The 24,573-nt window shown below is 71.6% G+C and carries 25 protein-coding genes; 21 read left to right on the top strand and 4 right to left on the bottom strand.

Annotated features, from left to right (window positions below):
- The first annotated feature begins 49 nt into the window (after nt 1–49).
- The 9 genes from E2B92_RS25590 to E2B92_RS25550 all read left to right on the top strand — a co-directional run bounded on the left by E2B92_RS25590 (nt 50) and on the right by E2B92_RS25550 (nt 9,815).
- Nucleotides 50–790 (top strand): enhanced serine sensitivity protein SseB, encoded by a 741-nt coding sequence (locus E2B92_RS25590; protein WP_126883546.1) that lies wholly within the window; start codon nt 50–52, stop codon nt 788–790.
- A gap of 36 nt (nt 791–826) precedes the next feature.
- Nucleotides 827–1,630, top strand: a complete 804-nt coding sequence (locus tag E2B92_RS25585; RefSeq protein ID WP_126883547.1) for an enhanced serine sensitivity protein SseB C-terminal domain-containing protein — start codon at nt 827–829, stop codon at nt 1,628–1,630.
- A gap of 293 nt (nt 1,631–1,923) precedes the next feature.
- Nucleotides 1,924–2,922, top strand: a complete 999-nt coding sequence (locus E2B92_RS25580) for an ABC transporter permease (RefSeq protein ID WP_126883548.1) — start codon at nt 1,924–1,926, stop codon at nt 2,920–2,922.
- A gap of 85 nt (nt 2,923–3,007) precedes the next feature.
- Complete coding sequence (locus tag E2B92_RS25575) at nt 3,008–4,759, top strand: ABC transporter substrate-binding protein (protein ID WP_185923500.1); 1,752 nt, start codon at nt 3,008–3,010, stop codon at nt 4,757–4,759.
- An 81-nt stretch (nt 4,760–4,840) separates the two neighbouring features.
- The gene (locus E2B92_RS25570) at nt 4,841–5,848 is read left to right on the top strand and encodes an ABC transporter permease (RefSeq protein WP_126883549.1); all 1,008 of its coding nucleotides are present in this window, start codon (nt 4,841–4,843) and stop codon (nt 5,846–5,848) included.
- On the top strand, nt 5,845–6,936 hold the full coding sequence (locus E2B92_RS25565; protein ID WP_126883550.1) for an ABC transporter ATP-binding protein: 1,092 nt from the start codon (nt 5,845–5,847) through the stop codon (nt 6,934–6,936). Before E2B92_RS25570 ends, E2B92_RS25565 begins: the two co-directional genes overlap by 4 nt.
- Nucleotides 6,933–8,117, top strand: a complete 1,185-nt coding sequence (locus E2B92_RS25560) for an ABC transporter ATP-binding protein (protein ID WP_235023973.1) — start codon at nt 6,933–6,935, stop codon at nt 8,115–8,117. The genes E2B92_RS25565 and E2B92_RS25560 overlap by 4 nt, the downstream gene beginning before the upstream one ends.
- A 178-nt stretch (nt 8,118–8,295) precedes the next feature.
- Nucleotides 8,296–8,970, top strand: coding sequence for a trimeric intracellular cation channel family protein (locus E2B92_RS25555; protein ID WP_126883552.1), 675 nt, complete (start codon nt 8,296–8,298; stop codon nt 8,968–8,970).
- A gap of 26 nt (nt 8,971–8,996) precedes the next feature.
- Complete coding sequence (locus tag E2B92_RS25550; RefSeq protein ID WP_126883553.1) at nt 8,997–9,815, top strand: thioesterase family protein; 819 nt, start codon at nt 8,997–8,999, stop codon at nt 9,813–9,815.
- 105 nt (nt 9,816–9,920) lie between these two features.
- Here E2B92_RS25550 and E2B92_RS25545 read toward each other — a convergent pair whose 3' ends face one another.
- A complete protein-coding gene (locus E2B92_RS25545) occupies nt 9,921–10,538 on the bottom strand; it encodes a TetR family transcriptional regulator (RefSeq protein ID WP_126883554.1) in 618 nt (205 codons plus the stop codon).
- Nucleotides 10,539–10,663: 125 nt separating this feature from the next.
- Between E2B92_RS25545 and E2B92_RS33060 the strand changes: the two genes are divergently transcribed.
- From E2B92_RS33060 to E2B92_RS25535, 3 genes are all read left to right on the top strand, one after another.
- Entirely contained in the window at nt 10,664–10,810 is a 147-nt protein-coding gene (locus E2B92_RS33060; RefSeq protein ID WP_185923501.1) for a hypothetical protein, read from the top strand.
- A 29-nt stretch (nt 10,811–10,839) separates the two neighbouring features.
- Nucleotides 10,840–11,112 (top strand): DUF4190 domain-containing protein, encoded by a 273-nt coding sequence (locus E2B92_RS25540; protein ID WP_126883555.1) that lies wholly within the window; start codon nt 10,840–10,842, stop codon nt 11,110–11,112.
- A 79-nt stretch (nt 11,113–11,191) separates the two neighbouring features.
- A complete protein-coding gene (locus tag E2B92_RS25535) occupies nt 11,192–12,361 on the top strand; it encodes a cysteine desulfurase family protein (RefSeq protein ID WP_126883556.1) in 1,170 nt (389 codons plus the stop codon).
- On the opposite strand, the gene E2B92_RS25530 is transcribed toward E2B92_RS25535, so the two are convergent.
- Nucleotides 12,354–13,013 (bottom strand): N-acetylmuramoyl-L-alanine amidase, encoded by a 660-nt coding sequence (locus E2B92_RS25530; protein WP_126883557.1) that lies wholly within the window; start codon nt 13,011–13,013, stop codon nt 12,354–12,356. The two genes, E2B92_RS25535 and E2B92_RS25530, sit on opposite strands and share 8 nt — an antisense overlap.
- 60 nt (nt 13,014–13,073) lie before the next feature.
- Here E2B92_RS25530 and mnmA point away from each other — a divergent pair, with 60 nt between their 5' ends.
- Nucleotides 13,074–14,198, top strand: coding sequence for a tRNA 2-thiouridine(34) synthase MnmA (gene mnmA / locus E2B92_RS25525; protein WP_126883558.1), 1,125 nt, complete (start codon nt 13,074–13,076; stop codon nt 14,196–14,198).
- A gap of 43 nt (nt 14,199–14,241) precedes the next feature.
- Here mnmA and E2B92_RS25520 read toward each other — a convergent pair whose 3' ends face one another.
- Both E2B92_RS25520 and E2B92_RS25515 read right to left on the bottom strand, forming a co-directional pair.
- Nucleotides 14,242–15,030: an alpha/beta fold hydrolase gene (locus E2B92_RS25520; protein ID WP_126883559.1), complete on the bottom strand. Its 789-nt coding sequence runs from the start codon at nt 15,028–15,030 to the stop codon at nt 14,242–14,244.
- Nucleotides 15,031–15,060: 30 nt separating this feature from the next.
- Nucleotides 15,061–15,396, bottom strand: a complete 336-nt coding sequence (locus tag E2B92_RS25515; protein WP_126883560.1) for a DUF427 domain-containing protein — start codon at nt 15,394–15,396, stop codon at nt 15,061–15,063.
- A gap of 51 nt (nt 15,397–15,447) precedes the next feature.
- Here E2B92_RS25515 and E2B92_RS25510 point away from each other — a divergent pair, with 51 nt between their 5' ends.
- From E2B92_RS25510 to E2B92_RS25475, 8 genes are all read left to right on the top strand, one after another.
- Nucleotides 15,448–15,987 (top strand): TIGR00730 family Rossman fold protein, encoded by a 540-nt coding sequence (locus E2B92_RS25510; RefSeq protein ID WP_126883561.1) that lies wholly within the window; start codon nt 15,448–15,450, stop codon nt 15,985–15,987.
- Nucleotides 15,988–16,006: 19 nt separating this feature from the next.
- On the top strand, nt 16,007–16,705 hold the full coding sequence (locus E2B92_RS25505; protein WP_126883562.1) for an SDR family oxidoreductase: 699 nt from the start codon (nt 16,007–16,009) through the stop codon (nt 16,703–16,705).
- On the top strand, nt 16,702–17,706 hold the full coding sequence (locus tag E2B92_RS25500) for a methionine synthase (protein ID WP_126883563.1): 1,005 nt from the start codon (nt 16,702–16,704) through the stop codon (nt 17,704–17,706). The genes E2B92_RS25505 and E2B92_RS25500 overlap by 4 nt, the downstream gene beginning before the upstream one ends.
- Nucleotides 17,707–17,728: 22 nt before the next feature.
- Entirely contained in the window at nt 17,729–19,912 is a 2,184-nt protein-coding gene (ligA, locus tag E2B92_RS25495; RefSeq protein WP_126883564.1) for an NAD-dependent DNA ligase LigA, read from the top strand.
- A 226-nt stretch (nt 19,913–20,138) separates the two neighbouring features.
- Entirely contained in the window at nt 20,139–22,247 is a 2,109-nt protein-coding gene (locus E2B92_RS25490; RefSeq protein WP_133087702.1) for a putative bifunctional diguanylate cyclase/phosphodiesterase, read from the top strand.
- Nucleotides 22,248–22,538: 291 nt separating this feature from the next.
- On the top strand, nt 22,539–22,835 hold the full coding sequence (gene gatC / locus E2B92_RS25485) for an Asp-tRNA(Asn)/Glu-tRNA(Gln) amidotransferase subunit GatC (protein ID WP_126889114.1): 297 nt from the start codon (nt 22,539–22,541) through the stop codon (nt 22,833–22,835).
- Between the two features lie 4 nt (nt 22,836–22,839).
- Complete coding sequence (gene gatA / locus E2B92_RS25480) at nt 22,840–24,333, top strand: Asp-tRNA(Asn)/Glu-tRNA(Gln) amidotransferase subunit GatA (protein ID WP_126889115.1); 1,494 nt, start codon at nt 22,840–22,842, stop codon at nt 24,331–24,333.
- Nucleotides 24,330–24,569, top strand: coding sequence for a hypothetical protein (locus tag E2B92_RS25475; RefSeq protein WP_126889116.1), 240 nt, complete (start codon nt 24,330–24,332; stop codon nt 24,567–24,569). The genes gatA and E2B92_RS25475 overlap by 4 nt, the downstream gene beginning before the upstream one ends.
- The last annotated feature ends 4 nt before the right edge of the window (nt 24,570–24,573 follow it).

Genomic DNA, 24,573 nt, shown 5'->3' with positions numbered 1-24,573 from the left:
GGTGCTCAGCAGCGACAGCACGCACGCGCGGGAAGGACCGGAAGCACCAGTGGACACCGCATGGCCGGGCAACGAGCTCGAAGAGGTGCTCGCCGCCTCGCTCGGCAACCCCGCGGCCGGAGGCCGCCTCCTCGAAGTCCTGGGCCGCAGCGACGTCTGGGTGCCGCTGCCCAACGGCGGGGGCCCCGACAGCCCGAACCTCGACCTGCCCACCCTGGAGCTCGACGGCCAGGGGTACGTCCCGGTCTACAGCTCCGAGCAGCAGTTCACGAGCTGCGTCGGCCCCCACATGGCGTACGCCGTCGCCCCGGCCGTCGAGTTCGCGCGCGGCCTGCCCCCGCAGCTCGGCATCGCCGTCAACCCGGGCGGTGCCGTCGGCGCCCCGCTGCCCCCGCCGGCCGTGGCCGAACTGTGCCGGGCCGGACGCACCCCGCTGGACGGCCCCGCGAGCGGCGCCCGGGTGCGGCTCTTCGAGCCGGACTGGCAGGAGGACCCGGTCGACCTGCTGTCCGCCGCGTCCGCCGAGTTCGACGCCGCCGGTACGGTCCTCACCGCCCGCCGGTGCCTCGCCAGCATCGAGGGCGGTGGGCCCACCCTCTTCATCGGCGTCCAGCTCTCCTCCTGGGAGGGCGCCGACCGTAACGTACCGATGGACGCCCTCGGCCGGGCGCTGGGCCGCGTCCAGGTGCCCTGGCCGGTCAACCTGGTCCTGCTCGACATAGCCCAGGACCCGGTGGGCGACTGGATGCTGGAGAAGGTACGGCCCTTCTACCAGCGCGGGCACGCATAAGCTGGTCGGGTGGACGGAAGAGGGGCGGGACCCAGGGTGAGCGCGTCAGGCACCGCGGCGGCCGGAGCGGCGGCCGGGCACGCGGCCGGGCAGGTCGAGCACCTGCTGGGCCAGGTCACGCCCGGACGCTACGACACCTACGAGGCGCTCCTGCACGCCCTCGCCGAGGGCCAACTGTGGATGCTGCTCTGGCACGGCCGGGCCGGCTCGCCCGACGCCCAGTACGGGAACATGGAGGTCGACGGTCACGGGTACGCCCCGTGCGTCACCTCCGCCCAGGAGCTCGCCGTCTCCGGCTGGAACCGCGCCCACGAGGTCATCGGCGGCCGTGACATCGCCCGCGCCCTCTACCCCGACCGCTGGGGCATCTGGCTCAATCCGCACGCTCCGGGCGGTGGCGTCGGCATCCCGTGGCCGGACCTCCGGCGCATCGCCACCGGCCTGGACCGGATGCCCGCGGGCCCCCTCAAACTGTCCGAACCGGGCATTCAGATCCCGCAGTTCTACGCCCTGCTCACGCAGAACGCGCACCGCACCTCCGCCGTCCGCTCGCTGCGCCGCGCCTGGGTGCAGCCCGCCCTCGGCACCCCGTACCTCGCCATCGGCCTGGACCTGTACGACACCGGTCAGGCGGCCGTCGAGGCCGTCCACGCGATGATGCGGCAGTCCATCGCCGCCGTCCCCGACGGCCTGCCCGTGTCGACGGTCGCGATGTCCGACGAGCACGACCCGGTGACGATGTGGCTGCGGGCCAACGCCCGCCCCTTCTACGACCGCGAGGCGCACGCCACCGCGCCCGTCGTGCCCGGCACCGGGTACGGCTACCCGCCCCGCGCCTGACACGGCGGCCGCCGTCCCGGCCTGTCCGTTTCGCTTCCATAGCGGCCGAGTTGGTCCGCTGAGCCGATCACTACGTCCGGATAACGGAAGCCGCAGACCCGCATCACGGTTGCGCAAACATTCCCGATGAGGTCTGGCGGGTGATCGTGAACCCATTGAAGACTCCCCCCAACCAGGGGGCGTCGCACATGCGTGCAGTGCATTCGCGCACCTCCTGAACGGACCGCGCCGCAGATCCGGGCGGTCCGTCGAGCACTGTCGGCGACCGTCGGCACGGGCGAGCACGAGGGACGATGACCGCACCCATTGAGACCACCGGATCACAGGCCGAGGCGGCGCCTGAGGCCGTACTTGAAGGCGTCAAGTCCAAGCAGATCGAAGGTCGTTCACTCGGTCAGATCGCCTGGGCCCGCTTCAAGCGGGACAAGATGGCCGTGACCGGCGGAGTGATCGTCATCCTGCTCATCCTGGTCGCCGTGCTCTCCCGGCCGCTCCAGGCGCTGCTCGGCCTGGACCCGAACGCCTTCCAGCAGGACCTGGTCGATCCCAACACCTCGCTCCCCAAGGGCGGGTTCGGCGGGATGAGCTGGGACCACCCGCTGGGCGTCGACCCGAAGTTCGGCCGCGACATCCTGGCCCGCATCCTCGAGGGCTCCTGGGTCTCGCTGGTCGTCGCCTTCGGCGCGACGGTCCTGTCCAACGTGATCGGCGTGGTGCTCGGCCTGGTCGCCGGGTACTACGGCGGCCGCGTGGACACCTTCATCAGCCGGCTGATGGACACCTTCCTGGCGTTCCCGCTGCTGCTGTTCGCCATCGCCATCTCGGCGACGCTCCAGGGCGGTGCCTTCGGTCTGGAGGGCCTGCCGCTGCACATCAGCGTGCTCATCTTCGTCATCGGGTTCTTCAACTGGCCCTACATGGCGCGCATCGTGCGCGGCCAGACCCTCGCCCTGAGGGAGCGCGAGTTCATCGACGCCTCGCGCGGGATGGGGGCCCGCGGCCCGTACATCCTCTTCCGCGAGCTGCTGCCGAACCTCGTGGGGCCGATCACGGTCTACGCGACACTGCTCATTCCGACCAACATCATCTTCGAGGCGTCGCTCAGCTTCCTCGGCGTCGGAATCCAGCCACCGCAGGCTTCGTGGGGCGGCATGCTGAGGGAGGCGGTGACCTTCTTCGAAGTCGATCCGCAGTTCATGCTCGTCCCCGGCCTCGCGATCTTCATCACCGTACTGGCCTTCAACCTGCTCGGTGATGGCCTTCGGGACGCTCTCGACCCGCGCAGCCGCTGACGTCTGCCACGTCATCCGCGCGGCCGCACCACCGGGCCGGTTTTGTCCCGACATGTTTCCGAAAACAAAGGGGAGTTCGACGAAAATGCGAAGGTCAGCAGTGGCCGCGATCGCGGTCGTCAGCAGTGCCAGCCTGCTCCTCGCGGGCTGCAGCAAGGCGGACGACGGCGACTCGGGCAACAAGGGCAACGCCAAGGCGAACGCGGCGACGACCGGTGTCGTCAACGCCTCGGACAAGAAGGGCGGAACGGTCACCTACGCGATGGCCGACGCCCCCGAGTCGTTCGACCCGGGCAACACGTACTACTCGTTCATCTACAACTTCAGCCGCCTGTACGCGCGTCCGCTGACGACCTTCAAGCCGGGCCCCGGCGAGAAGGGCAACGAGCTCGTCGCCGACCTCGCCGAGGGCATGGGCACGCCCAGCGACGGCGGGAAGACCTGGACGTACAAGATCCGCAAGGGCGTCAAGTACTCCGACGGCACGCCGGTCACGGCCAAGGACGTCAAGTACGCCGTCGAGCGCTCCAACTTCGCGCGTGACGTGCTGTCCAACGGCCCGAACTACTTCCAGCAGCTCCTCGCCGACCCGGCCAAGTACAAGGGTCCGTACAAGGACAAGAGCGACAAGGGCCTGGAGTCCATCCAGACCCCGGACGACCACACCATCGTCTTCAAGCTCAACAAGCCCTTCGCGGACTTCGACTACCTGGTCAGCGCCCCGCAGACCGCCCCGGTGCCGAAGGCCAAGGACAAGGGCGCCGACTACACCAAGTCGATCCTGTCCTCGGGCTCGTACAAGTTCGAGACCTACCAGGACGGCAAGCAGGTCACGCTCGTCCGCAACGAGCACTGGGACGCCAAGACCGACCCGCTGCGCAAGCAGTACCCGGACAAGATCGTCCTGAACCTCAAGGTCAACCAGGCCACCATCGACAAGGACCTGATGTCCGGCGACATCACCGCCGACCTCAAGGGCGGTGGCGTCGACGCCCAGACGCAGGCGCAGATCCTGGCCAAGGCGGACCTGAAGGCCAACACCGACAACACCTACGGCGGCCGGCTCGTCTACACGGCGATCAACACCAAAGTGAAGCCGTTCGACAACGTCGAGTGCCGCAAGGCCGTGCAGTACGCCATCGACAAGGTCTCCGTGCAGACCGCGATGGGCGGCCCGATCCGCGGTGACATCGCCACCACCGTGATGCCGAACGACCTCCCGGGCCACGAGAAGTTCGACCTGTACCCGAGCGAGGGCAACAAGGGCGACGCCGCCAAGGCCAAGCAGCACCTGAAGGCCTGCGGCCAGGAGAAGATCTCCACCTTCATCTCCGCCCGCAGTGAGCGCCAGCCCGAGATCGACGCCGCCACGGCCGTCGTCGCGTCGCTGAAGAAGGTCGGCATCGACGCCAAGATCAAGCAGTACCCGGGCAGCAAGTACTTCAGTGACTACGCCGGTGTCCCCTCCTTCACCAAGAAGCAGAACATCGGTCTGATCATGATGCAGTGGGGCGCCGACTGGCCGACCGGCTACGGCTACCTCCAGCAGATCGTGCACGGCAAGGCCATCGGCCAGTCCGGCAACACCAACCTGTCGGAGCTGAACGACCCGGCGATCAACAAGCTGCTGGACGACGCCATCGCCAACACCGACGAGAGCGCGCGCAACAAGGCGTACGTCGAGGTCGACAAGAAGGTCATGGAGCAGGCGGCCATCGTCCCGCTGTCGTACTTCAAGGTCCTGAACTACCGCTCGCCGCACGGCACCAACATGGTCGCCTCGGCGGCCTGGAGCGGTCAGTACGACTACCTCAACATCGGCACCACGAAGAAGTAGCCCCGGAAGGCAGGTGAAGGCATTGGTGCCCGCGGGCCCCCGCATCCTCGGTGCGGCCCGCGGGCACCGGCGCCGGTCCCCGTGATCTCGTACATCATCCGCCGACTGATCGCGGCAGTGATCCTGCTGCTGGTCGTCACGGCGGTCACCTTCGGCATCTTCTTCATCCTGCCGAAGCTGGCCGGCCAGACGGTCGATCAGCTCGCCCAGCAGTACATCGGCAAGAACCCCACGCCCGAGGACATCGCGGCCGTCAAGCGGAACCTCGGCCTCGAGGACCCGGTCTACATCCAGTACTGGGACTTCATCAAGGGGATCGTCACCGGCGCCACCTATGAGCGGGGCCCCACCACCGTCCGGTGCGACATGCCCTGCTTCGGTTACTCCTTCAAGAACAACCTGGAGGTGTGGCCGGAGCTGGTCGACCGGCTGCCGATCACCATCTCCCTGGCCATCGGCGCGGCCGTGCTCTGGCTGGTCTCCGGCATCGTCGTCGGCGTCATCTCGGCGCTCAAGCCCGGCTCGTTCTTCGACCGGGCCGCCATGGGCGGCGCCCTCGCCGGCGTCTCCCTGCCCATCTTCTTCACCGCCCAGCTCTTCCTGCTGCTCTTCAGCTACAAGCTGGAGATCTTCGGCCGGACGTACGTCCCGTTCACCGAGAACCCCTCGCAGTGGGCCAACACCCTCTTCCTGCCGTGGTGTTCGCTCGCCCTGCTGTACGCGGCGATCTACGCCCGTCTCACCCGCTCCGGGATGCTCGAGGCGATGAGCGAGGACTTCATCCGCACCGCCCGTGCCAAGGGCATGCGCGAGCGGCGGGTGGTCGCCAAGCACGGCCTGCGGGCCGCGCTCACCCCGATCGTCACCGTCTTCGGCATGGACATCGGCCTGCTGCTCGGCGGCGCGGTGATCACGGAGTCGGTGTACTCGCTGCACGGCATCGGTGAGTACGCGGTGCAGTCGATCGTCGCCAACGACCTGCCGCCGATCCTCGGCGTCACCCTGCTCGCGGCGTTCTTCGTCGTCTTCCTCAACCTCGTGGTTGACCTTCTGTACGCCGTCGTCGACCCGCGCGTGAGGGTGTCATGACCGAACTGTCCAAGACCGGTGCCGTGGTGGAGGACCGCCCCGGCACCAGCGAGCCGCGTGCCTTCCTCGACGTACGCGACCTCAAGGTGCACTTCCCGACCGACGACGGCCTGGTCAAGTCGGTGGACGGGCTCTCCTTCCAGCTCGAGAAGGGCAAGACCCTCGGCGTCGTCGGCGAGTCCGGCTCCGGCAAGTCCGTCACCTCGCTCGCCATCATGGGCCTGCACCGGCTCGGCGCGCGCGGCAAGAACGTGCGCATGAGCGGGGAGATCTGGCTCGACGGCAAGGAGCTGGTGGGCGCCGACCCCGACGAGGTGCGGCGGCTGCGGGGCCGCGAGATGGCGATGATCTTCCAGGACCCGCTGTCCGCGATGCATCCGTACTACACGGTCGGCAGCCAGATCGTGGAGGCGTACCGCATCCACAACAAGGTGACCAAGAAGGTCGCCCGCGCCCGCGCCGTCGAACTGCTGGACCGCGTGGGCATCCCCGAGCCGGGCAAGCGGGTGGACTCCTACCCGCACGAGTTCTCCGGCGGCATGCGCCAGCGCGCGATGATCGCGATGGCGCTGGTCAACAACCCCGAGCTGCTGATCGCCGACGAGCCGACGACCGCGCTGGACGTCACCGTCCAGGCGCAGATCCTGGACCTGATCCGGGACCTCCAGAAGGAGTTCGGCTCGGCGGTCGTCATCATCACCCACGACCTCGGCGTGGTGGCCGAGATCGCCGACGACATCCTGGTGATGTACGGCGGCCGGTGCGTGGAGCGCGGCCCGGTCGACAAGATCTTCTACGAGCCGCAGCACCCCTACACCTGGGGCCTGCTCGGATCGATGCCCCGCATCGACCGGGACCAGACCGACCGCCTCATCCCGGTCAAGGGCCAGCCGCCGTCCCTCATCAACGTCCCGAGCGGCTGCGCCTTCAACCCGCGCTGCCCGTACGCGGACGTGCCCAAGGGCGGGATCACCCGCACCGAGCGCCCGGAACTGCGTGAAGTGGGCTCCGGCCACTTCTCCGCCTGCCACATGGACCAGGCGGAGCGCACGCGGATCTGGACCGAAGAGATTGCGCCGAAGCTGTGACCGACACCAAAGCGACGTCCGAGACCCTCCTCAAGGTGGAGGGCCTGGTCAAACACTTCCCGATCAAGAAGGGCCTGCTCCAGCGGCAGGTCGGCGCCGTCAAGGCGGTCGACGGCATCGACTTCGAGGTGCGCCGGGGCGAGACGCTCGGCGTCGTCGGCGAGTCCGGCTGCGGCAAGTCGACGATGGGCCGGCTGATCACCCGCCTGCTGGAACCCAGCGGCGGCAAGGTCGAGTTCGACGGCACGGACATCACGCACCTGAGCACCGGCGGGATGCGGCCGCTGCGGCGCGACATCCAGATGATCTTCCAGGACCCGTACGGTTCGCTGAACCCGCGGCACACCATCGGCACCATCGTCTCCGCGCCGTTCCGGCTCCAGGGCGTGGAACCGGAGGGCGGGGTCAAGAAGGAGGTCCAGGGCCTCCTGGAGCGGGTGGGCCTGAGCCCCGAGCACTACAACCGCTACCCGCACGAGTTCTCGGGCGGCCAGCGCCAGCGCATCGGCATCGCCCGTGCCCTGGCGCTGAGGCCGCGGCTGGTCGTCGCCGACGAGCCGGTCTCGGCGCTGGACGTGTCGATCCAGGCGCAGGTGGTCAACCTGCTGGACGACCTCCAGGACGAGCTGGGCCTGACGTACGTGATCATCGCCCACGACCTGTCGGTCATCCGGCACGTCTCGGACCGGATCGCGGTCATGTACCTCGGCAAGATCGTGGAGCTGTCGGACCGCACGCCGCTGTACGAGGCGCCGATGCACCCGTACACCAAGGCCCTGATGTCGGCGGTCCCGGTGCCGGACCCGAGGCGGCGGGGGGCCAAGAGCGAGCGCATCCTGCTGAAGGGTGACGTGCCGTCGCCGATCGCCCCGCCGAGCGGGTGCCGGTTCCACACCCGCTGCTGGAAGGCCACGCGGGTGTGCGCCGCCCAGGAACCCCCGCTGCTGGAGCTGGCCCCGGGCCGCCGCGTGGCCTGCCACCACCCGGAGAACGCCGAGGACCAGGCCCCGGGCGACGCGCCCCTGGCCACGTCGGGCGAGGCGATCACGATCGTCCCGGCCGTGAAGCCGTCGGCCGCGGAGGCGTCGTCCTCGCCGGAGCCCTCGGCCCCGGCGGCCGCGGCCGTCCCGGCCCCGTCCAAGGAGCCGTCCCCGAAGGGCGAGGACCCGAAGAAGCCCTGACCCGCGCGGGGTGGCCCCTCGGGGCCACCCCGTCCGGGTGCTGGTTGCGCGGGGGTGTCTCCTCCGGGGCGCTCCGGGGGCAGCCGTCCGGCGCGGTGGTCCGTGCCTGGGCCGGCGACGCGCGGGGGCAGCCGTCCGGCGGGGCGGAGCCCCCGGGGGGAACCGGCACAATTGGGCGGTGCTCCAGGAATTCTTCACCCCCTCCGTGCAACACGCGCTCGACCTCGCGGGCATCTTCGTGTTCGCGATCTCCGGCGCCCTGCTCGCCGTGCGCAAGAACTTCGACGTCTTCGGCATCGCCGTCCTCGCCGAGGTCACCGCCCTGGGCGGAGGGCTGTTCCGGGACCTCGTCATCGGCGCCGTACCGCCCGCCGCCTTCACGGACCTGGGGTACTTCGTCATGCCGCTGGTCGCGACCGTGCTCGTCTTCTTCCTGCACCCGGTCGTGGAGCGGACCCAGGCGGCGGTGAACGTCTTCGACGCCGCCGGGCTCGGGCTCTTCTGCGTGGCGGGGACGACCAAGGCGTACGAGCACGGCCTCGGTCTCACCTTCTCCGCCGTGCTCGGCCTGGCCACCGGCGTCGGGGGCGGCGTGCTGCGCGACGTGCTGGCCAACGAGGTGCCGTCGCTGCTGCGCTGGGACCGCGACCTGTACGCCGTGCCGGCCATCGTGGGCGCCACCATGGTCGCGCTCTGCATCCGCTTCGAGATGCTGAACCCTTTCACCAGCGCGCTCGCCGCCCTGACGACGTTCCTCCTGCGCCTCCTCGCCATGCGCTACCACTGGCGGGCCCCCCGCGCCTGGAACCGCCGGTCCACCGCGACCGAGACACCCGAAAAAGCTACCGCTTAGTAATTTCCTGTTGTACTGTGCCGGGCATGGACAGCGAGTTCGACCGCGACACCGCGGTGACCCTCCGGGAGCCCGGCGTCTACGACGCGGAGCTCTCCGCCGGCTGGACGATCATCCAGGCGGTCAATGGCGGCTACCTGCTCGCCCTGCTCGGCCGTGCGCTCGGTGAAGCGCTGCCGCACCCCGACCCGTTCACCATCTCGGCGCACTACCTGACGCCGTCCGTGCCGGGCCCGGCCGTGATCCGCACCGAGACAGTCCGCACCGGCCGCACGCTCTCCACCGGCCAGGCGTCGCTCGTGCAGTACGCGGAGGACGGCACCGAGGTCGAGCGCATCCGGGTCCTCGCCTCCTACGGCGACCTGGACTCCCTCTCCGACGACGTGCGGACGACGGCCAAGCCGCCCGCCATCCCGCCGCGCGAGCACTGCCTGGGCCCGTCCGACGGCCCGGCGCCCATCCCCGGCTCCTCCGCCATCACCGAGCGCCTCGACATCAAGCTCGACCCGACCACCCTCGGGTGGGCCGTCGGCGCCCCGTCCGGCAAGGGTGAGATGCGCGGCTGGTTCGGCCTGGCCGACGGCCGCGAGCCCGACCCGCTGTCCCTGCTGCTCACCGTGGACGCCCTGCCCCCGACCTCCTTCGAGCTCGGCCTCACCGGCTGGACGCCGACCGTGGAGCTCACCGCGCACATACGCTGCCGCCCCGCCCCCGGCCCGCTGCGGGTCTCCATCACCACGCGCAACCTCGCCGGCGGTTTCCTGGAGGAGGACGCCGAGGTCTGGGACAGCGCCGACCGGCTGGTCGCCCAGTCCCGCCAACTCGCGCGCGCACCCCGGGGCTGACGCCCGGGACGTGACCGGCGCGGCGGGCGGGGGTTCCGCCCCGGGCGCCGGCCGTGTGACCGGCGCGGCGGGCGGCGGGGTTTCCGCCTCCGTGCGCGCCGGGTGTCAGTCCAGCCAGTGACGGCTGCCCAGGCTCACCAGTCGCAGCCGTCGCCGTGCGGTCCCGGCCACCCGGTCCCAGTCGTCCCGGGGCGTGGCCAGGAACGCCGAGGCGGTCATCACCATGTGGTCCACGTACAGCCCGGCGAGCATGAGCAGGTCGTCCCGCTCCCAGCCCGCGCTCTCGGGGTGGCCGGCCAGCTCGTCGGCCACCTCCCGCGCGAAGCGCTCGAGTTGACCGCCGATGGCCTCCCGCACGGGCGCCACGCCGCCGTGCCGTTCCCGTGCGATGAACCGGACGTGAGCGGGGTACTCGCGTACCAGTCCGCCGATCAACTCGACGGTGGCCGCGATGCGTTCGTCGGTGTCACCGGTGGCCGCCAGGGTCGTGCGGATCGTGCCGTGCAGGCTGCCCAGGGCCTCGTCGACAAGGGCGACGCCGAGGTCCGCGGTGTCGCGGAAGTGGCGGTAGAAGGCCGCCGGGGCGACGCCGACCGCGCGGGTGACCTCGCGCAGGCCGAGGCTGCTCAGGCTCTGCTCCTCCAGCAGCCGGAGGGCGGCGTCCAGGAGGGCCTGACGGGTTTTCTGTTTCTGGGCCTGTCGGATCCCGGACGTGTGACTCATGCCATTCAGTAAACAACCGTTCTCCGGACTGTTCCAGACTGAGGACCGTTAGACTGGGTAGTCAGTGAACAAGTGTTCCGTAAGAGTGTCCCCCTGAACCTCTGAAGACCGAGGGAGGTCATCCGATGTTCTTCATCGTCGCCGCCCTGCTGATGCTGGGTGTCGTCCTCGGGACCGTGGCGCACGTGCCCGTCCCGGTCACCCTCGTCGCCGCGGCCGTGATCGGCACCTGGCTGCTGATCTTCGCCGTCCGGGAACGACAGCACCGCTGAGGTCACAGTCGACCGCTGAGGAGACAGCCATGGAACTCGCCACCTCCACTCCCCGCCCCCGCGACCGGGTGCGTGACGCCGACGGGATGGCCGTCGCGGCGTTCGTCCTGGGGCTGGTGGGCCTGCTGGTGATGAACATCCTGCTCGGGCCCATCGCCATCGGCCTCGCCGTGCTCGCCCTCCGGCGCGGCACCGCGCGCCGCGGGCGGGCCCTGCTCGGCCTCGGACTCGGCGTCGCCGACCTGGCCGTCCTCGCCACACTGGTCACCCTGGACGGCACCGTCTCCTGGAGCATCGCCTGACGGTGCCGGGGCGCCGGTGCGAGTCGGCCGATACGGCGCTGATCCTCCGCGGGCGGGGGGCTCGTAGAATCGTTGCACCATGGCTTACCTCGACCACGCCGCGACCACTCCCATGCTGCCGGAGGCGATCGAGGCGATGACCGCCCAGCTCGCCGTGACGGGCAACGCGTCCTCGCTGCACGCCGCCGGCCGCCGGGCCCGCCGTACCGTCGAGGAGGCCCGTGAGGCCCTCGCCGAGGCGCTGGGCGCACGCCCCAGCGAGGTCGTCCTGACCTCTGGCGGCACCGAGGCGGACAACCTCGCCGTCAAGGGCCTGTACTGGGCCCGCCGGGACGCCGACCCGCGCCGCGTCCGGGTGCTGGCCAGCCCCGTCGAGCACCACGCCGTCCTCGACGCCGTGCACTGGCTCGGCGAGCACGAGGGCGCCACCGTCGAGTACCTGCCCGTCGACCGGTACGGGCGCGTGCACCCGGAGGCACTCCGGGAGGCCATCGAGCGCGACCCGTCGAGCGTCGCCCTCGCCACCGTGATGTGGGCCAACAACGAGATCGGCACCCTCATGCCGGTCGCCGAACTGGCCGCGGTGGCGGCCGAGTTCGACGTCCCGCTGCACGCGGACGCCGTCCAGGCCTTCGGGCAGGTGCCGGTGGGCTTCACCGGCTCCGGCCTCGCCGCCCTGACGGTTTCCGGCCACAAGATCGGCGGCCCGTACGGCATCGGGGCGCTGCTGCTCGGCCGCGAGTACAGCCCCGTGCCGGTGCTGCACGGCGGCGGGCAGGAACGCCACGTCCGCTCCGGCACGCTCGACGTCCCGGCGGTCGCCGCCTTCGCGGTGGCGGGGCGCCTGGCCGCCGAGCGCCGCGAGGAGTACGCCCGCGAGATCGGCGCCCTGCGCGACGACCTGGTCGACGCCGTCCGCGCGGCCGTCCCGGACGCGATCCTCGGCGGCGACCCGGCCCCGGGCGGACGCCTGCCCGCCAACGCCCACTTCACCTTCCCCGGCTGCGAGGGCGACTCGCTGCTGCTGCTCCTGGACGCCCAGGGCATCGAGTGCTCCACCGGCTCGGCGTGCACCGCCGGCGTCGCCCAGCCCAGCCACGTCCTCCTGGCCACCGGCACCGACCCCGACCTCGCGCGCGGCACGCTGCGCTTCACGCTCGGCCACACCTCGACGCGCGCCGACGTCGAGGCGGTCGCCAAGGCGATCGGCCCGGCCGTGGAGCGCGCCCGGACGGCGGGCCTCAGCTAGCGGCGGACGGCGGGCGGGAGGCGGCCCGTACGAGCCGCATGTACTTCTCCCAGTCCCAGTGCGGCCCCGGATCGGTGTGGTCGGTGCCCTCCACCTCCACGTGGCCGATGATGTGCTCGCGGTCCACCGGTATGCCGTACCGCGCGCAAATTCCCGCCGTCAGCCGCGCCGACGAGGCGTACATCGCGTCCGTGAAGTCCTGCGGCCGGTCCACGAACCCCTCGTGCTCGATGCCGATGCTCCGTTCGTTCATGTCCCGGTCGCCCGCGTGGAACGCCACGTCCAGCTCCCGGATCATCTGCGCGATGTGCCCGTCCTTGCGGACGACGTAGTGGGTCGCCGCGCCGTGCTCCGGGTCCTTGAACACCTTCAGGGCGGTGGGGAAGTCGCCCTGGACGACATGGATGACGACCCGGTCGATCGTGAAGTCGTCCGGACGGTCGGCGTACCGCCAGTTCGCCCGTGACGCCGCCGTCCACTGCGCGCCCGCGTGGTCCAGCTCACCGGCCACGCGCTCCTTCTCCACCCCCGGCACCCGGTACCAGGCCCGGCGCAGCTCGTCACGCGCCAGCACCGCCGCGCCCACGACGGCCGCCCCGCCGCCGATCAGCACCGCGCGACGGCCCACCGTCCCCCGCCTCTTCGCGTCCATGTGATCGTCAACGCATACGCACGTGAGCATGGTTCCCGGGGCCCGTACCCTGGTAGGGCTATGACTCAGACTCCCCAGCGCCCCCTCCGTGTGCTCGCCGCCATGTCCGGCGGCGTGGACTCCGCCGTCGCCGCCGCCCGCGCCGCCGAGGCGGGCCACGACGTCACCGGGGTGCACCTCGCCCTGTCCGCGAACCCGCAGTCCTTCCGCACCGGCGCGCGGGGCTGCTGCACCATCGAGGACTCGCGCGACGCCCGCCGCGCGGCCGACGTGATCGGCATCCCGTTCTACGTGTGGGACCTGGCCGAGCGGTTCCGTGAGGACGTCGTGGACGACTTCGTCGCCGAGTACGAGGCGGGGCGCACCCCCAACCCGTGCCTGCGGTGCAACGAGAAGATCAAGTTCGCGGCGCTGCTGGACAAGGCCCTCGCGCTGGGCTTCGACGCGGTCTGCACCGGCCACTACGCGACGATCGTGACCCGCGAGGACGGCACCCGGGAGCTCCACCGGGCCTCCGACATGGCCAAGGACCAGTCGTACGTCCTCGGCGTCCTGGACGAGAAGCAGCTCGCGCACGCGATGTTCCCGCTGGGCGACACCCTCACCACCAAGGACGAGATCCGCGCGGAGGCTGAGCGGCGGGGTCTGGCCGTGGCCAAGAAGCCCGACAGCCACGACATCTGCTTCATCGCCGACGGTGACACCCAGGGCTTCCTCGCCTCCCGCCTGGGCAGGGCCGAGGGCGACATCGTCGACGAGTCCGGTGCCAAGGTCGGCACCCACGACGGCGCCTACGGCTTCACCATCGGCCAGCGCAAGGGCCTGCGCATCGGTCACCCCGCCCCGGACGGCAAGCCCCGGTACGTCCTGGACATCTCGCCCGTGAACAACACCGTGACGGTGGGCCCCGCCGAGGCCCTCGACGTCACGGCCCTGACCGCCATCAAGCCCCGCTGGTGCGGCACCGCCCCCTCCGGCCCCGGCGCCTACACGGCCCAGCTCCGCGCCCACGGCGGCGAGACCCCGGTCACGGCCACCCTGGAGGGCGGCGAGCTGCGCGTCACCTTCGCCGAACCCGTCCGCGGCGTGGCCCCCGGGCAGGCGATCGTCCTCTACGACGACACCCGGGTGGTCGGTTCGGCGACCATCGCCACGACGACCCGGCGGGCGTCGGTCCCGGCCTGACCGGCGCCTTGGCCCCGGCCGGTTCGGCTCGGTCCGGCACCGGTCAGTCCGTCGCGGACAGGAAGCCCCTCAGCACCGGTGCCAGGACGTGCGGCGCCACCGCGTGGGTCTGGCCCGTCAGCGTGCCGTGGCGCCCGCGCGGTACCGCCCGGGCGACCGCGCGGGCCGTCTCGCGCAGCCATGAGGGGCTCGCGCCGCCGTCCACGACCAGCACGCGCCCGGAGACGGCGGCCAGGCGCTCGGCGGGCACCAGGCCGTCGCCGAGCACGGCGTGGTCGTGGGGCAGCGTGTGGGCCACCGCCTCCAGCGAGGACCACAGGGGCGAGGCACGGAGCCCGGCGAGCTCGGCCGGTGGCGTGTCGGCCAGGAACAGCGCCAGCGCGTCGCCGAACCGCCCGTCGGCCACCAGCCGCTCCAGGCGCGCGGTCCGCTCGGCGTACGCCTCCCGGTCCGCCGGGTCGGCGCGGTAGGGCGGCTCGTACAGGGCGAGCCGGGGGATCGGGACCCCGGCCGCGGCCGCCTCCAGGGCGAGCGCGCCGCCCGACGACATCCCGAACACGCCCGCGCCCTCGCCGGCCTCCGCGACGACCGCCGCCAGGTCGGCTATCTCCCGCTCCACGGCGTACCGCCCGGCGTCGCCGCTGCCGCCCCGCCCGCGCCGGTCGTAGGTGTACGTCCGGAAGTACGGCGCCAGCAGCCCGGCGAGCGGCGCCTCACCGGCACCGGTGCTCAGCGCCCCGCTCACCAGGACCACCGGCGGTCCCTCGCCGCGCCACTGGCAGGCGAGGGGCGTGCCGTCGGCCGACGTGATCGTCCTGCTCCAGGTCTCCATACGGGGGCAGACCCCGGCGCGGCGGGAAACTCATCGCCCGCCTCGCACCACCTCTGTTTCGTAGAAACAGAGGTGCCCCTTGATCCCGGCCACCTCGTCCTTGGGCTCCGGGTACGCCCACGCCGCGTCCTTCGCGCCGTCCAGCGACCAGTACGACGCCGTGCCCTTGAACGGGCAGTAGGTCCGCGACGGCGAGGGGGTCAGGAGGTCCATCCGTACGTCCGCCTCCGGCAGGTAGTACCGCACGGGGCAGCCCGTCTCGCGCAGCACCACGGGCCGGTGGCTCTCCGCGACCACCCGTCCGCCGAGGACGACGCGTACGTGCTCCGTGCCCGGCTCGACGGTGATGCGGTGTCCAGTCGTCATGGCCGGTGCAACGACCGTGCCGGGCGCCGGATTCCCCGTACCGTGGGTCCCATGAACATCTGCGTCTTCCTCTCCGCCGCCGACCTCGACGAGCGCTACACCGTTCCCGCGCGGGAGTTCGCCGAACTGCTCGGGAAGGGTGGGCACACCCTGGTGTGGGGCGGCAGCGACGCCGGTCTGATGAAGGTGGTGGCGGACGGGGTCCAGGAGGCGGGCGGCCGGCTCGTCGGCGTGTCCGTGGACTTCCTGGCCGCCAAGGCACGGCCCGGCGCGGACGAGATGGTCTTCGCCAGGGACCTCGCCGAGAGGAAGGCGCTGATGCTCGCCAAGGCCGACGCGGTCGTCATCATGGTCGGCGGCACGGGCACCCTCGACGAGGCCACCGAGATCCTGGAACTGAAGAAGCACGGCAAGCACACCAAGCCCGTCGTCCTGCTCAACGCGGCGGGCTTCTACGACGGGCTCAAGGAGCAGTTCCGGCGCATGGACGCCGAGGGCTTCCTTCCGCTGCCGCTGACCGACCTGGTCTTCTTCGCGGAGGACGGGGTCTCCGCCCTCGCCTACCTGGAGGAGAGCGCCGGGATCCGGTAGCCGCCTCCCGGATGCGAGCATGGCCCGTATGGCTACTCACATGATCACCGGGGCGGGGTCCGGCATCGGCGCGGCCGTCGCCCGGCGCCTGCACGAGCGCGGCGACGACCTGGTCCTGCTGGCCCGTGACGCCGGGCGCGCCAAGGAACTGGCCGACAGCCTCCCCGGGGCGCGCACGCTCGTCGGCGACCTCGCCAACCCCGACCGGCTCTCCTGGGCCTTCTCCCACCAGACCCTGCCCGACCGGCTCGACTCGCTGCTGCACATCGCGGGCGTCGTCGACCTCGGGCGGGTCGGCGACCTCACCACCAGGGCGTGGCGGCACCAGCTCGACGTCAACCTCGTCGCGCCCGCCGAGCTCACCCGGCTGCTCCTGCCCCAGTTGCGGGTGTCCCAGGGGCACGTCGTGTTCGTCAACTCCGGCGCCGGCCTGAACGCCCACGCCGAGTGGTCCGCGTACGCCGCCTCCAAGCACGGCCTCAAGGCGCTGGCCGACTCGCTGCGCCAGGAGGAGCACGCGGGCGGGGTGCGCGTCACGTCCGTCTACCCCGGCCGCACGGCCAGCCCCATGCAGGCCAAGGTGCACCAGCAGGAGGGCAAGGAGTACGACGCGTCGCGCTGGATCGACCCCGAGTCGGTCGCCACGGCGATCCTCACGGCCATCGACCTGCCGCGCGACGCGGAGATCAACGACCTGACGGTGCGGCCGGGACGATGAGCCGGAACGAGGACGTCAACTGGGGCCCGGCCACCGGCGTCGGGTCCATGCCCGGCGGCGACGCGCGGGAGGCCGCCAAGACGGTCACCGGGACCTTCGAGGACTTCCCGCACCTCGCGGAGCTGCCCGCCCGCGGTCCGGGCGCCGACATGATCGGGCGGACCCTCGGGCTGCTCGTCGAGATGTACGCGCACGTGGAGCCGAGCGGCTGGCGGGTCGCCGACCGGCCCGGTCGCGACACCCGGCGGGCGTGGTCCTGGATGGGCGAGGACCTCGACGCCCTGGAGGAGTTCACGCAGGGGTACCAAGGGCCCCTGAAGGTGCAGGCCGTGGGGCCGTGGACGCTGGCCGCCGCCCTGGAGCTGCGCGGTGGCGAGGCCGCGCTGGGCGACCCCGGTGCCTGCCGGGACCTCGCGGCCTCGCTGGCGGAGGGGCTGCGCGGCCACCTCGCGCAGGTGCGGCGCCGGGTGCCGGGCGCCCGGGTCGTGCTCCAGCTCGACGAGCCGTCCCTGACCGCGGTGCTGCGCGGGCGGGTGCCGACCGCGAGCGGCTACCGGACGCACCGGGCGGTGGACCGGCAGGTCGTGGAGGGCGCGCTGCGGGACGTCATGGCCGCGCACGACGGGCCGGTGATCGTGCACTCGTGCGCCCCGGAGGTGCCGTTCGGGCTGCTGCGGCGCGCCGGCGCGGCGGGCATCTCGTTCGATTTCGGGCTGCTCACCGAGCGTGACGAGGAGGCGATCGGGGAGGCGGTCGAGGGCGGCACGACGCTGTTCGCGGGCGTCGTGGGGTCCACCGACGGCCCATTGTCAGACCCTGCCGGTAGCGTCATGGGTGTCAGGACGCTGTGGCGCAGGCTGGGGCTGAATCCGGGGACTCTCGCCGAGTCGCTCGTGGTCACCCCGTCGTGCGGGCTGGCGGGCGCCTCGCCCGTGTACGCCCGCGCCGCGCTGGCCCACTGCGTCAAGGCGGCGAGATCGCTCGCGGACAACCCTGAGTGACGTCAGTGACGGAGGAGTGACGGTGGCTGTCGAACAGCACGATGTCGTGCCGGCGGAGGCACGGGACAAGCACGCGCAGCTTGCCGAACAGGTCGAGGAGCACCGCTTCCGGTACTACGTGAAGGACCAGCCGGTCATCAGCGACGCCGAGTTCGACACGCTGCTGCGTTCGCTGGAGGCGCTGGAGGAGGAGTATCCGGAGCTCCGGACGCCCGACTCGCCCACCCAGAAGGTCGCCGGGTCGTACGAGACGGAGTTCACGGCCGTCCAGCACCGCGAGCGGATGCTGTCGCTGGACAACGCCTTCGACGACGAGGAGCTGGCCGGCTGGGCGGATCGTGTCGCCAAGGAGGTCGGCACCTCGGCGTACCACTTCCTGTGCGAGCTGAAGGTCGACGGCCTGGCCGTGAACCTGACGTACGAGAAGGGCCGCCTCACGCGCGCGGCCACGCGCGGCGACGGCCGCACGGGCGAGGACATCACGCCGAACATCCGCACCATCGCGGACGTGCCCGACCGGCTCAGGGGCGACCGCATCCCGGACCTGGTGGAGATCCGGGGCGAGGTGTACTTCCCGATGGAGAAGTTCGAGGAGCTCAACGCCCGTCTGGTGGCGGCCGGTGACAAGCCGTTCGCCAACCCGCGCAACGCGGCGGCCGGTTCGCTGCGCCAGAAGGACCCGAAGGTCACCGCCACCCGCCCGCTGCACATGGTGGTGCACGGCATCGGCGCGCGGGACGGCCTGGAGATCGCCCGGCTCTCCGAGGCGTACGGGCTGCTGCGCGAGTGGGGCCTGCCGACCGCCCGGCACAACAAGGTGGTCGGTGACATCGGCGGCGTACGCGAGTTCATCACGTACTTCGGCGACAACCGCCACTCGGTGGAGCACGAGATCGACGGCGTGGTCGTCAAGCTCGACGAGATCCCGCTCCAGGGCCGGCTCGGCTCCACCTCCCGTGCGCCGCGCTGGGCGATCGCCTGGAAGTACGCGCCGGAAGAGGTCAACACCAAGCTGGTCAACATCCGGGTGGGTGTTGGCCGGACGGGCCGGGTGACGCCGTACGCGCAGGTGGAGCCGGTCACGGTGGCCGGCTCGGAGGTCGAGTTCGCCACGCTGCACAACCAGGACGTGGTGAAGGCCAAGGGCGTCCTCATCGGGGACACGGTCGTGCTGCGCAAGGCCGGTGACGTCATCCCCGAGATCCTCGGGCCGGTCGCCGACCTGCGGGACGGCACGGAGCGGGAGTTCGTGATGCCGGGGGAGTGCCCGGAGTGCGGGACGCCGCTGCGGCCGATGAAGGAGGGCGACGTCGACCTGCGCTGCCCGAACGGCCGTACGTGCCCGGCGCAGTTGCGTGAGCGGCTGTTCTACCTCGCCGGCCGCAAGTGCCTCGACATCGAGAACTTCGGCTATGTGGCGGCGGCCGCGCTGACCAAGCCCCTGGAGCCGGCCGAGCCGCCGCTGGTGGACGAGGGCGACCTGTTCGACCTCACCATCGAGCGGCTGCTGCCCATCAAGGCGTACGTCCTGGACCAGGACAGCGGCCTGCCCAAGCGCGACCCCAAGACGGGCGAGGAGAAGGTCGTCACGGTCTTCGCCAACCAGCAGGGCGAGCCGCGCAAGAACGCCCTGGCCATGCTGGAGAACATCGCGGCGGCCAAGCAGCGGCCGCTGGCCCGGGTCATCACGGGTCTGTCGATCCGTCACGTGGGACCGGTGGCCGCGGAGGCGCTGGCGCGCGAATTCCGCTCGATCGAGCGGATCGAGCAGGCGAGCGAGGAGGAGCTGGCGGCCGTCGAGGGCGTGGGCCCGACCATCGCGGCGTCGCTCAAGCAGTGGTTCGAGGAGGACTGGCACCGGGAGATCCTGCGCAAGTGGCGGGCGGCCGGAGTGCGGATGGAGGAGGAGGGCGCGGGCAAGGACGAAGGGCCGCGTCCGCTGGAGGGACTGACCGTCGTCGTCACCGGAACCCTCCAGAAATTCACCAGGGATGGCGCAAAAGAGGCCCTCCAGAGCCGCGGAGCCAAGGTGACCGGTTCCGTTTCGAAGAAGACCGCCTTCGTTGTTGTGGGTGACAGCCCTGGCTCCAAGTACGACAAGGCGATGCAGTTGAAGGTTCCGGTTCTGGACGAGGACGGCTTCCACATCCTGCTGGAACAGGGGCCGGACGCGGCTCGGGAGGCGGCCGTCCCGCTCGAACAATAGGCCGGGGAACGCCGGTTGGAGGTCACCCGTTCAGCGCATATCAGATGGATAAGGGTGGCCGGGCCGCATTCGGGCAAGAGCTGTAGAGCGCTGCCCGTCGGAGCCTTCCGCGGCCTACTGTTGAGATGGCGCCTGTCGTGCGCGGCCGCAGGGTGGATTCCGGCCGCGGCGGCATGACTACGGGCCATCGCGAGGCAACGGCACCGCCGGCTGTGAGAGGGACGGAATGAAACCGACCGAGAGTGCCGCCCCGGTCTCACGGCCGCGTGCGTACGTGGCCGGCGCGGGCATCGCCGCCGGGCTCCCGACCGCCGTGGTGGCCGTCGCCGCCTTCGTCCTGCTGGCCGGGCTGTACGGGGCCGTGAGCGGCGGCCACGCGCTGTTCCCCGGCTCCACGGCGGGCTGGTCGCTCGCCGTGCTCACCGGCATCATCGTCGGCCACCTCGTCGCGCTCGGCCGCGACCGGTGGTGGGGCGGCACCGGCTCCGGTGCCGCGCTCACCCTGGCCGTCCTGCTCCTGTACGGGTGGGTGCCCGCCGGACTGGTCAGCCTCGCCGTCGTCGTCCTGGTCGGCGCGGCGCGGCGGCACCGCTGGCGCCAGGGGCTCCTGCACGGCGCGGCGGACATCCTCGGCATCGGGGCGGCGGCCCTGGTCCTCGCCGCCTTCGGGGACGTACCGACGGTCGAACGCCCGTGGCAGCCACTCGAATGGGGCATCGAGGCGGTGCCGGAAGTGGCGCTGGCGGCCACCGCGTACCTCGTGGTGACCCGGCTGCTGCTGTGGTACACCCTGGCCCCGCAGAGCGGCGGGCTGCCGACGGCCGCCCGCACGGCGCTGCTGCGGCAGGGCCTGGTGGCGGTCGCGCTGCTCGGCATCGCGCCGCTGATCTGCGTCGTCGCGGTCTCCCTGCCGGTGGTGCTGCCGCTGTTCGCCATCCCGCTGATCGCCCTGGACTCCACGCTGTGGATCGCCCGGGCGCGGGCGGAGGAACAACTGCGCGATCCGCTGACCGGGCTGCCGAACCGTCAGTGGCTGCTGGAGCGCACCTGGAACGCGCTGGAGGAGGCCGAGGGCGCGGGCCTCCGGGCGGCGCTGGTGCTGATCGACCTCGATCGTTTCCGGTCGGTCAACGACACGCTCGGTCATCTGGCCGGTGACCGGCTGCTGCTCCAGATCGCCGACCGGCTCCGCCTCGCCCTCCCGCGCGGGGCGGAGGCGGCGCGACTGGGCGGCGACGAGTTCGCCGTCCTCCTGCCCACCGCCGACTCCACCACCAGCGCCCAGCGGGTGGCCCGGCAGCTCGCCGCCGAACTGTCCTCACCGCTCGACCTCGACGGGCTGACCCTGGTCCTCGAGGCCAGCGCGGGCGTCGCCGTCTTCCCCGACCACGCGCTGGACGCCGAAGGGCTCCTGCAGCGGGCGGACGTGGCGATGTACCAGGCCAAGCGCGACCGCACCGGCGTCGAGGTGTACGAGTCCAAGCGCGACTCCAACACCCCCGACCGGCTCGGCCTCCTCGGCGACCTGCGGCGCGCCCTGGACGCCGGCGACGTCGAGCTCCACTACCAGCCGAAGGTCGGCTTCGACGGACACGTCGCCGGGCTGGAGGCGCTGGTGCGCTGGGTGCACCCGGAGCGGGGCAAGGTCCCGCCCGACGAGTTCATCGCCATCGCCGAGTCCTCCGGGCTGATGCCGCACCTCACGGAGTACGTCCTGGAGACCGCGCTCGCCCAGGTCGCCAAGTGGCGCGCCCAGGGCCTGAACGTCCCCGTCGCCGTGAACGTCTCCCCGCGTGACGTCCACACCCCCGGGTTCGCCGGCGCGGTCGCCGCACGGCTCGCCCGCCACGGGGTCCCGGCGGGCGCGCTCCAGCTCGAGATAACGGAGCACGTCCTGCTGGAGGACCCCCAGCGCGCGGCCGACACCCTGGCGGGGCTCACGGGCCACGGCGTGAAGATGTCCCTCGACGACTTCGGCACCGGCTACTCCTCGCTGGTCCACCTGCGGCGGCTCCCGGTGAGCGAGCTGAAGATCGACCGCTCGTTCGTCGCCCGGCTGGCGGTCGACAACGAGGACGCCGAGATCGTCCGGTGCACCGTCGACCTGGCGCACTCACTGGGGCTGCTGGTGGTCGCCGAGGGCGTCGAGGACGACGAGACGTGGGAGCGGCTGCGGGACCTGGGGTGCGACGCGGTGCAGGGCTGGCTGGTCGCCGCGGCGATGCCGCCGGCGGAGACCACGGCGTGGCTGCGCGCCCGCGGCGAGGCCGGCTGGCACCGCCCGCCCCGCGCCCTCCCCCCGGCCCCCCAGGACGCTGACCAGGTGGTGCAGTAACCGGGGCGGTGCTCTTGTCCCGGTGCCCACGTGGGTGGTGCCGTTTCGGCGGGTAACGCCGGTGGGTGGGGGCGTGGCCCCTCCGGGCTCGCCTCCTCGCGGTCGGCGGGGTGCCCCACCGGCTCGGTGGGTGGTGGGGCACGGGGACGGCCCCGGTGGGACGCCGGGCGCGGGTCGTGGGTGGTGGGACACCGCCCACCGGGGGGCGTGGGGCAAACCGTTTAACGGGTAGCGCGCCCCGCCCCATAGGATTGGGCCAAAACCATCACACTCACCCCTGAGGATCGCTGCATGCCTGGCATCACGCGCGAGGAGGTCGCCCACCTCGCCCGGCTGGCACGTCTGGAGCTGAAGGACGAAGAGCTCGACCACTTCGCCGGACAGCTCGACGACATCATCGGCGCGGTCGCCCGCGTCTCCGAGGTCGCCGATCAAGACGTACCCCCGACCTCCCACCCGCTGCCGCTGACCAATGTCATGCGCGCGGACGAGGTCCGTCCGTCGCTCACCCCCGCGCAGGCGCTCTCCGGCGCCCCGGCCCAGGAGCAGCAGCGTTTCAAGGTGCCGCAGATCCTGGGGGAGGACTAAGACCATGACGGACATCATCAGGCTCACCGCCGCCGAGATCGCCGAGAAGATCGCGTCCGGCGAGCTCACCGCCGTCGAGGTGACCGAGGCCCACCTGGCCCGGATCGACGCCGTCGACGAGAAGGTGCACGCCTTCCTGCACGTCGACCGTGAAGGCGCCCTCGCCCAGGCCCGTGCCGTGGACGAGAAGCGCGCCCGGGGCGAGAAGCTCGGCCCGCTGGCCGGCGTACCGCTGGCGCTCAAGGACATCTTCACCACCCAGGACATGCCGACGACCGTCGGTTCGAAGATCCTGGAGGGCTGGATCCCGCCCTACGACGCCACGCTGACCAAGAAGCTCAAGGCCGCCGACGTCGTCATCCTCGGCAAGACCAACATGGACGAGTTCGCCATGGGGTCGTCGACGGAGAACAGCGCGTACGGGCCCACCGGCAACCCCTGGGACCTGACCAAGATCCCCGGCGGTTCGGGCGGTGGCTCCAGCGCGGCGCTGGCGTCGTACGAGGCGCCGCTGGCCATCGGCACCGACACCGGCGGCTCCATCCGGCAGCCCGCCGCCGTCACCGGCACGGTCGGCGTCAAGCCGACGTACGGCGGGGTCTCCCGCTACGGCATGGTGGCGTTCTCCAGCAGCCTCGACCAGGGCGGGCCCTGTGCGCGGACCGTGCTGGACGCGGCGCTGCTCCACGAGGTCATCGCCGGGCACGACCCGCTGGACTCGACGTCCATCGACGCGCCGGTCCCGCCGGTCGTCGAGGCCGCCCGCAACGGGTCGGTGCGCGGCATGCGCGTCGGCGTGGTCAAGCAGTTCCGCGGCGAGGGCTACCAGGCGGGCGTGGTCCAGCGGTTCGACGAGTCGGTCGAGCTGCTCAAGGAGCTGGGCGCCGAGGTCGTCGAGCTGGACTGCCCGTCCTTCGACCTGGCGCTCTCCGCGTACTACCTGATCGCGCCGTCGGAGTGCTCCTCCAACCTGGCCCGGTTCGACGGTCTGCGTTACGGCCTGCGGGTCGGCGACGACGGTACGAAGTCGGCCGAGGACGTCACCGCCCTCACGCGTGAGGCCGGGTTCGGCGACGAGGTCAAGCGCCGCATCATGCTCGGTACGTACGCGCTCAGCTCCGGCTACTACGACGCGTACTACGGCAGCGCGCAGAAGGTCCGCACGCTGATCACGCGCGACTTCGAGAAGGCCTTCGAGCAGGTCGACGTCATCGTCTCGCCGACGACGCCCACCACGGCCTTCCCGATCGGCGAGCGCGCCGACGACCCGATGGCGATGTACCTCGCCGACCTGTGCACCATCCCGACCAACCTGGCCGGCAACGCGGCCATGTCGCTGCCCTGCGGTCTGGCTCCGGAGGACAACCTCCCGGTCGGTCTGCAGATCATCGCCCCCGCCATGAAGGACGACCGGCTCTACAAGGTCGGCGCGGCCGTCGAGGCCGCCTTCGTGGCACGCTGGGGCCACCCGCTGCTGGAGGAGGCTCCGTCGCTGTGAGCGCACTGACCAAGGCCAAGGGCTTCAAGAAGTCGAAGGCCGGTACGTATCTGTCCATCGGCACCACCGCGTTCGGCGCGGTGAGCGTGGTCAAGCAGATCCGCAAGGCGCGCGGCGAGAGCGACGCGCTGCTGCTGCTCGACGCCGCCGTGTCGGCCGCCGCCATTGTGACGGGCCTCGCCATCCTGGTGCGCGAGCTCAAGCGCATCGGTGACGACGACGTCCTGTTCGGCTGAGAGG

Source organism: Streptomyces sp. WAC05374, from assembly GCF_004353505.1.
Classification (GTDB): Bacteria; Actinomycetota; Actinomycetes; order Streptomycetales; family Streptomycetaceae; genus Streptomyces.
This window is presented reverse-complemented; position numbering and strand designations above follow the sequence as displayed.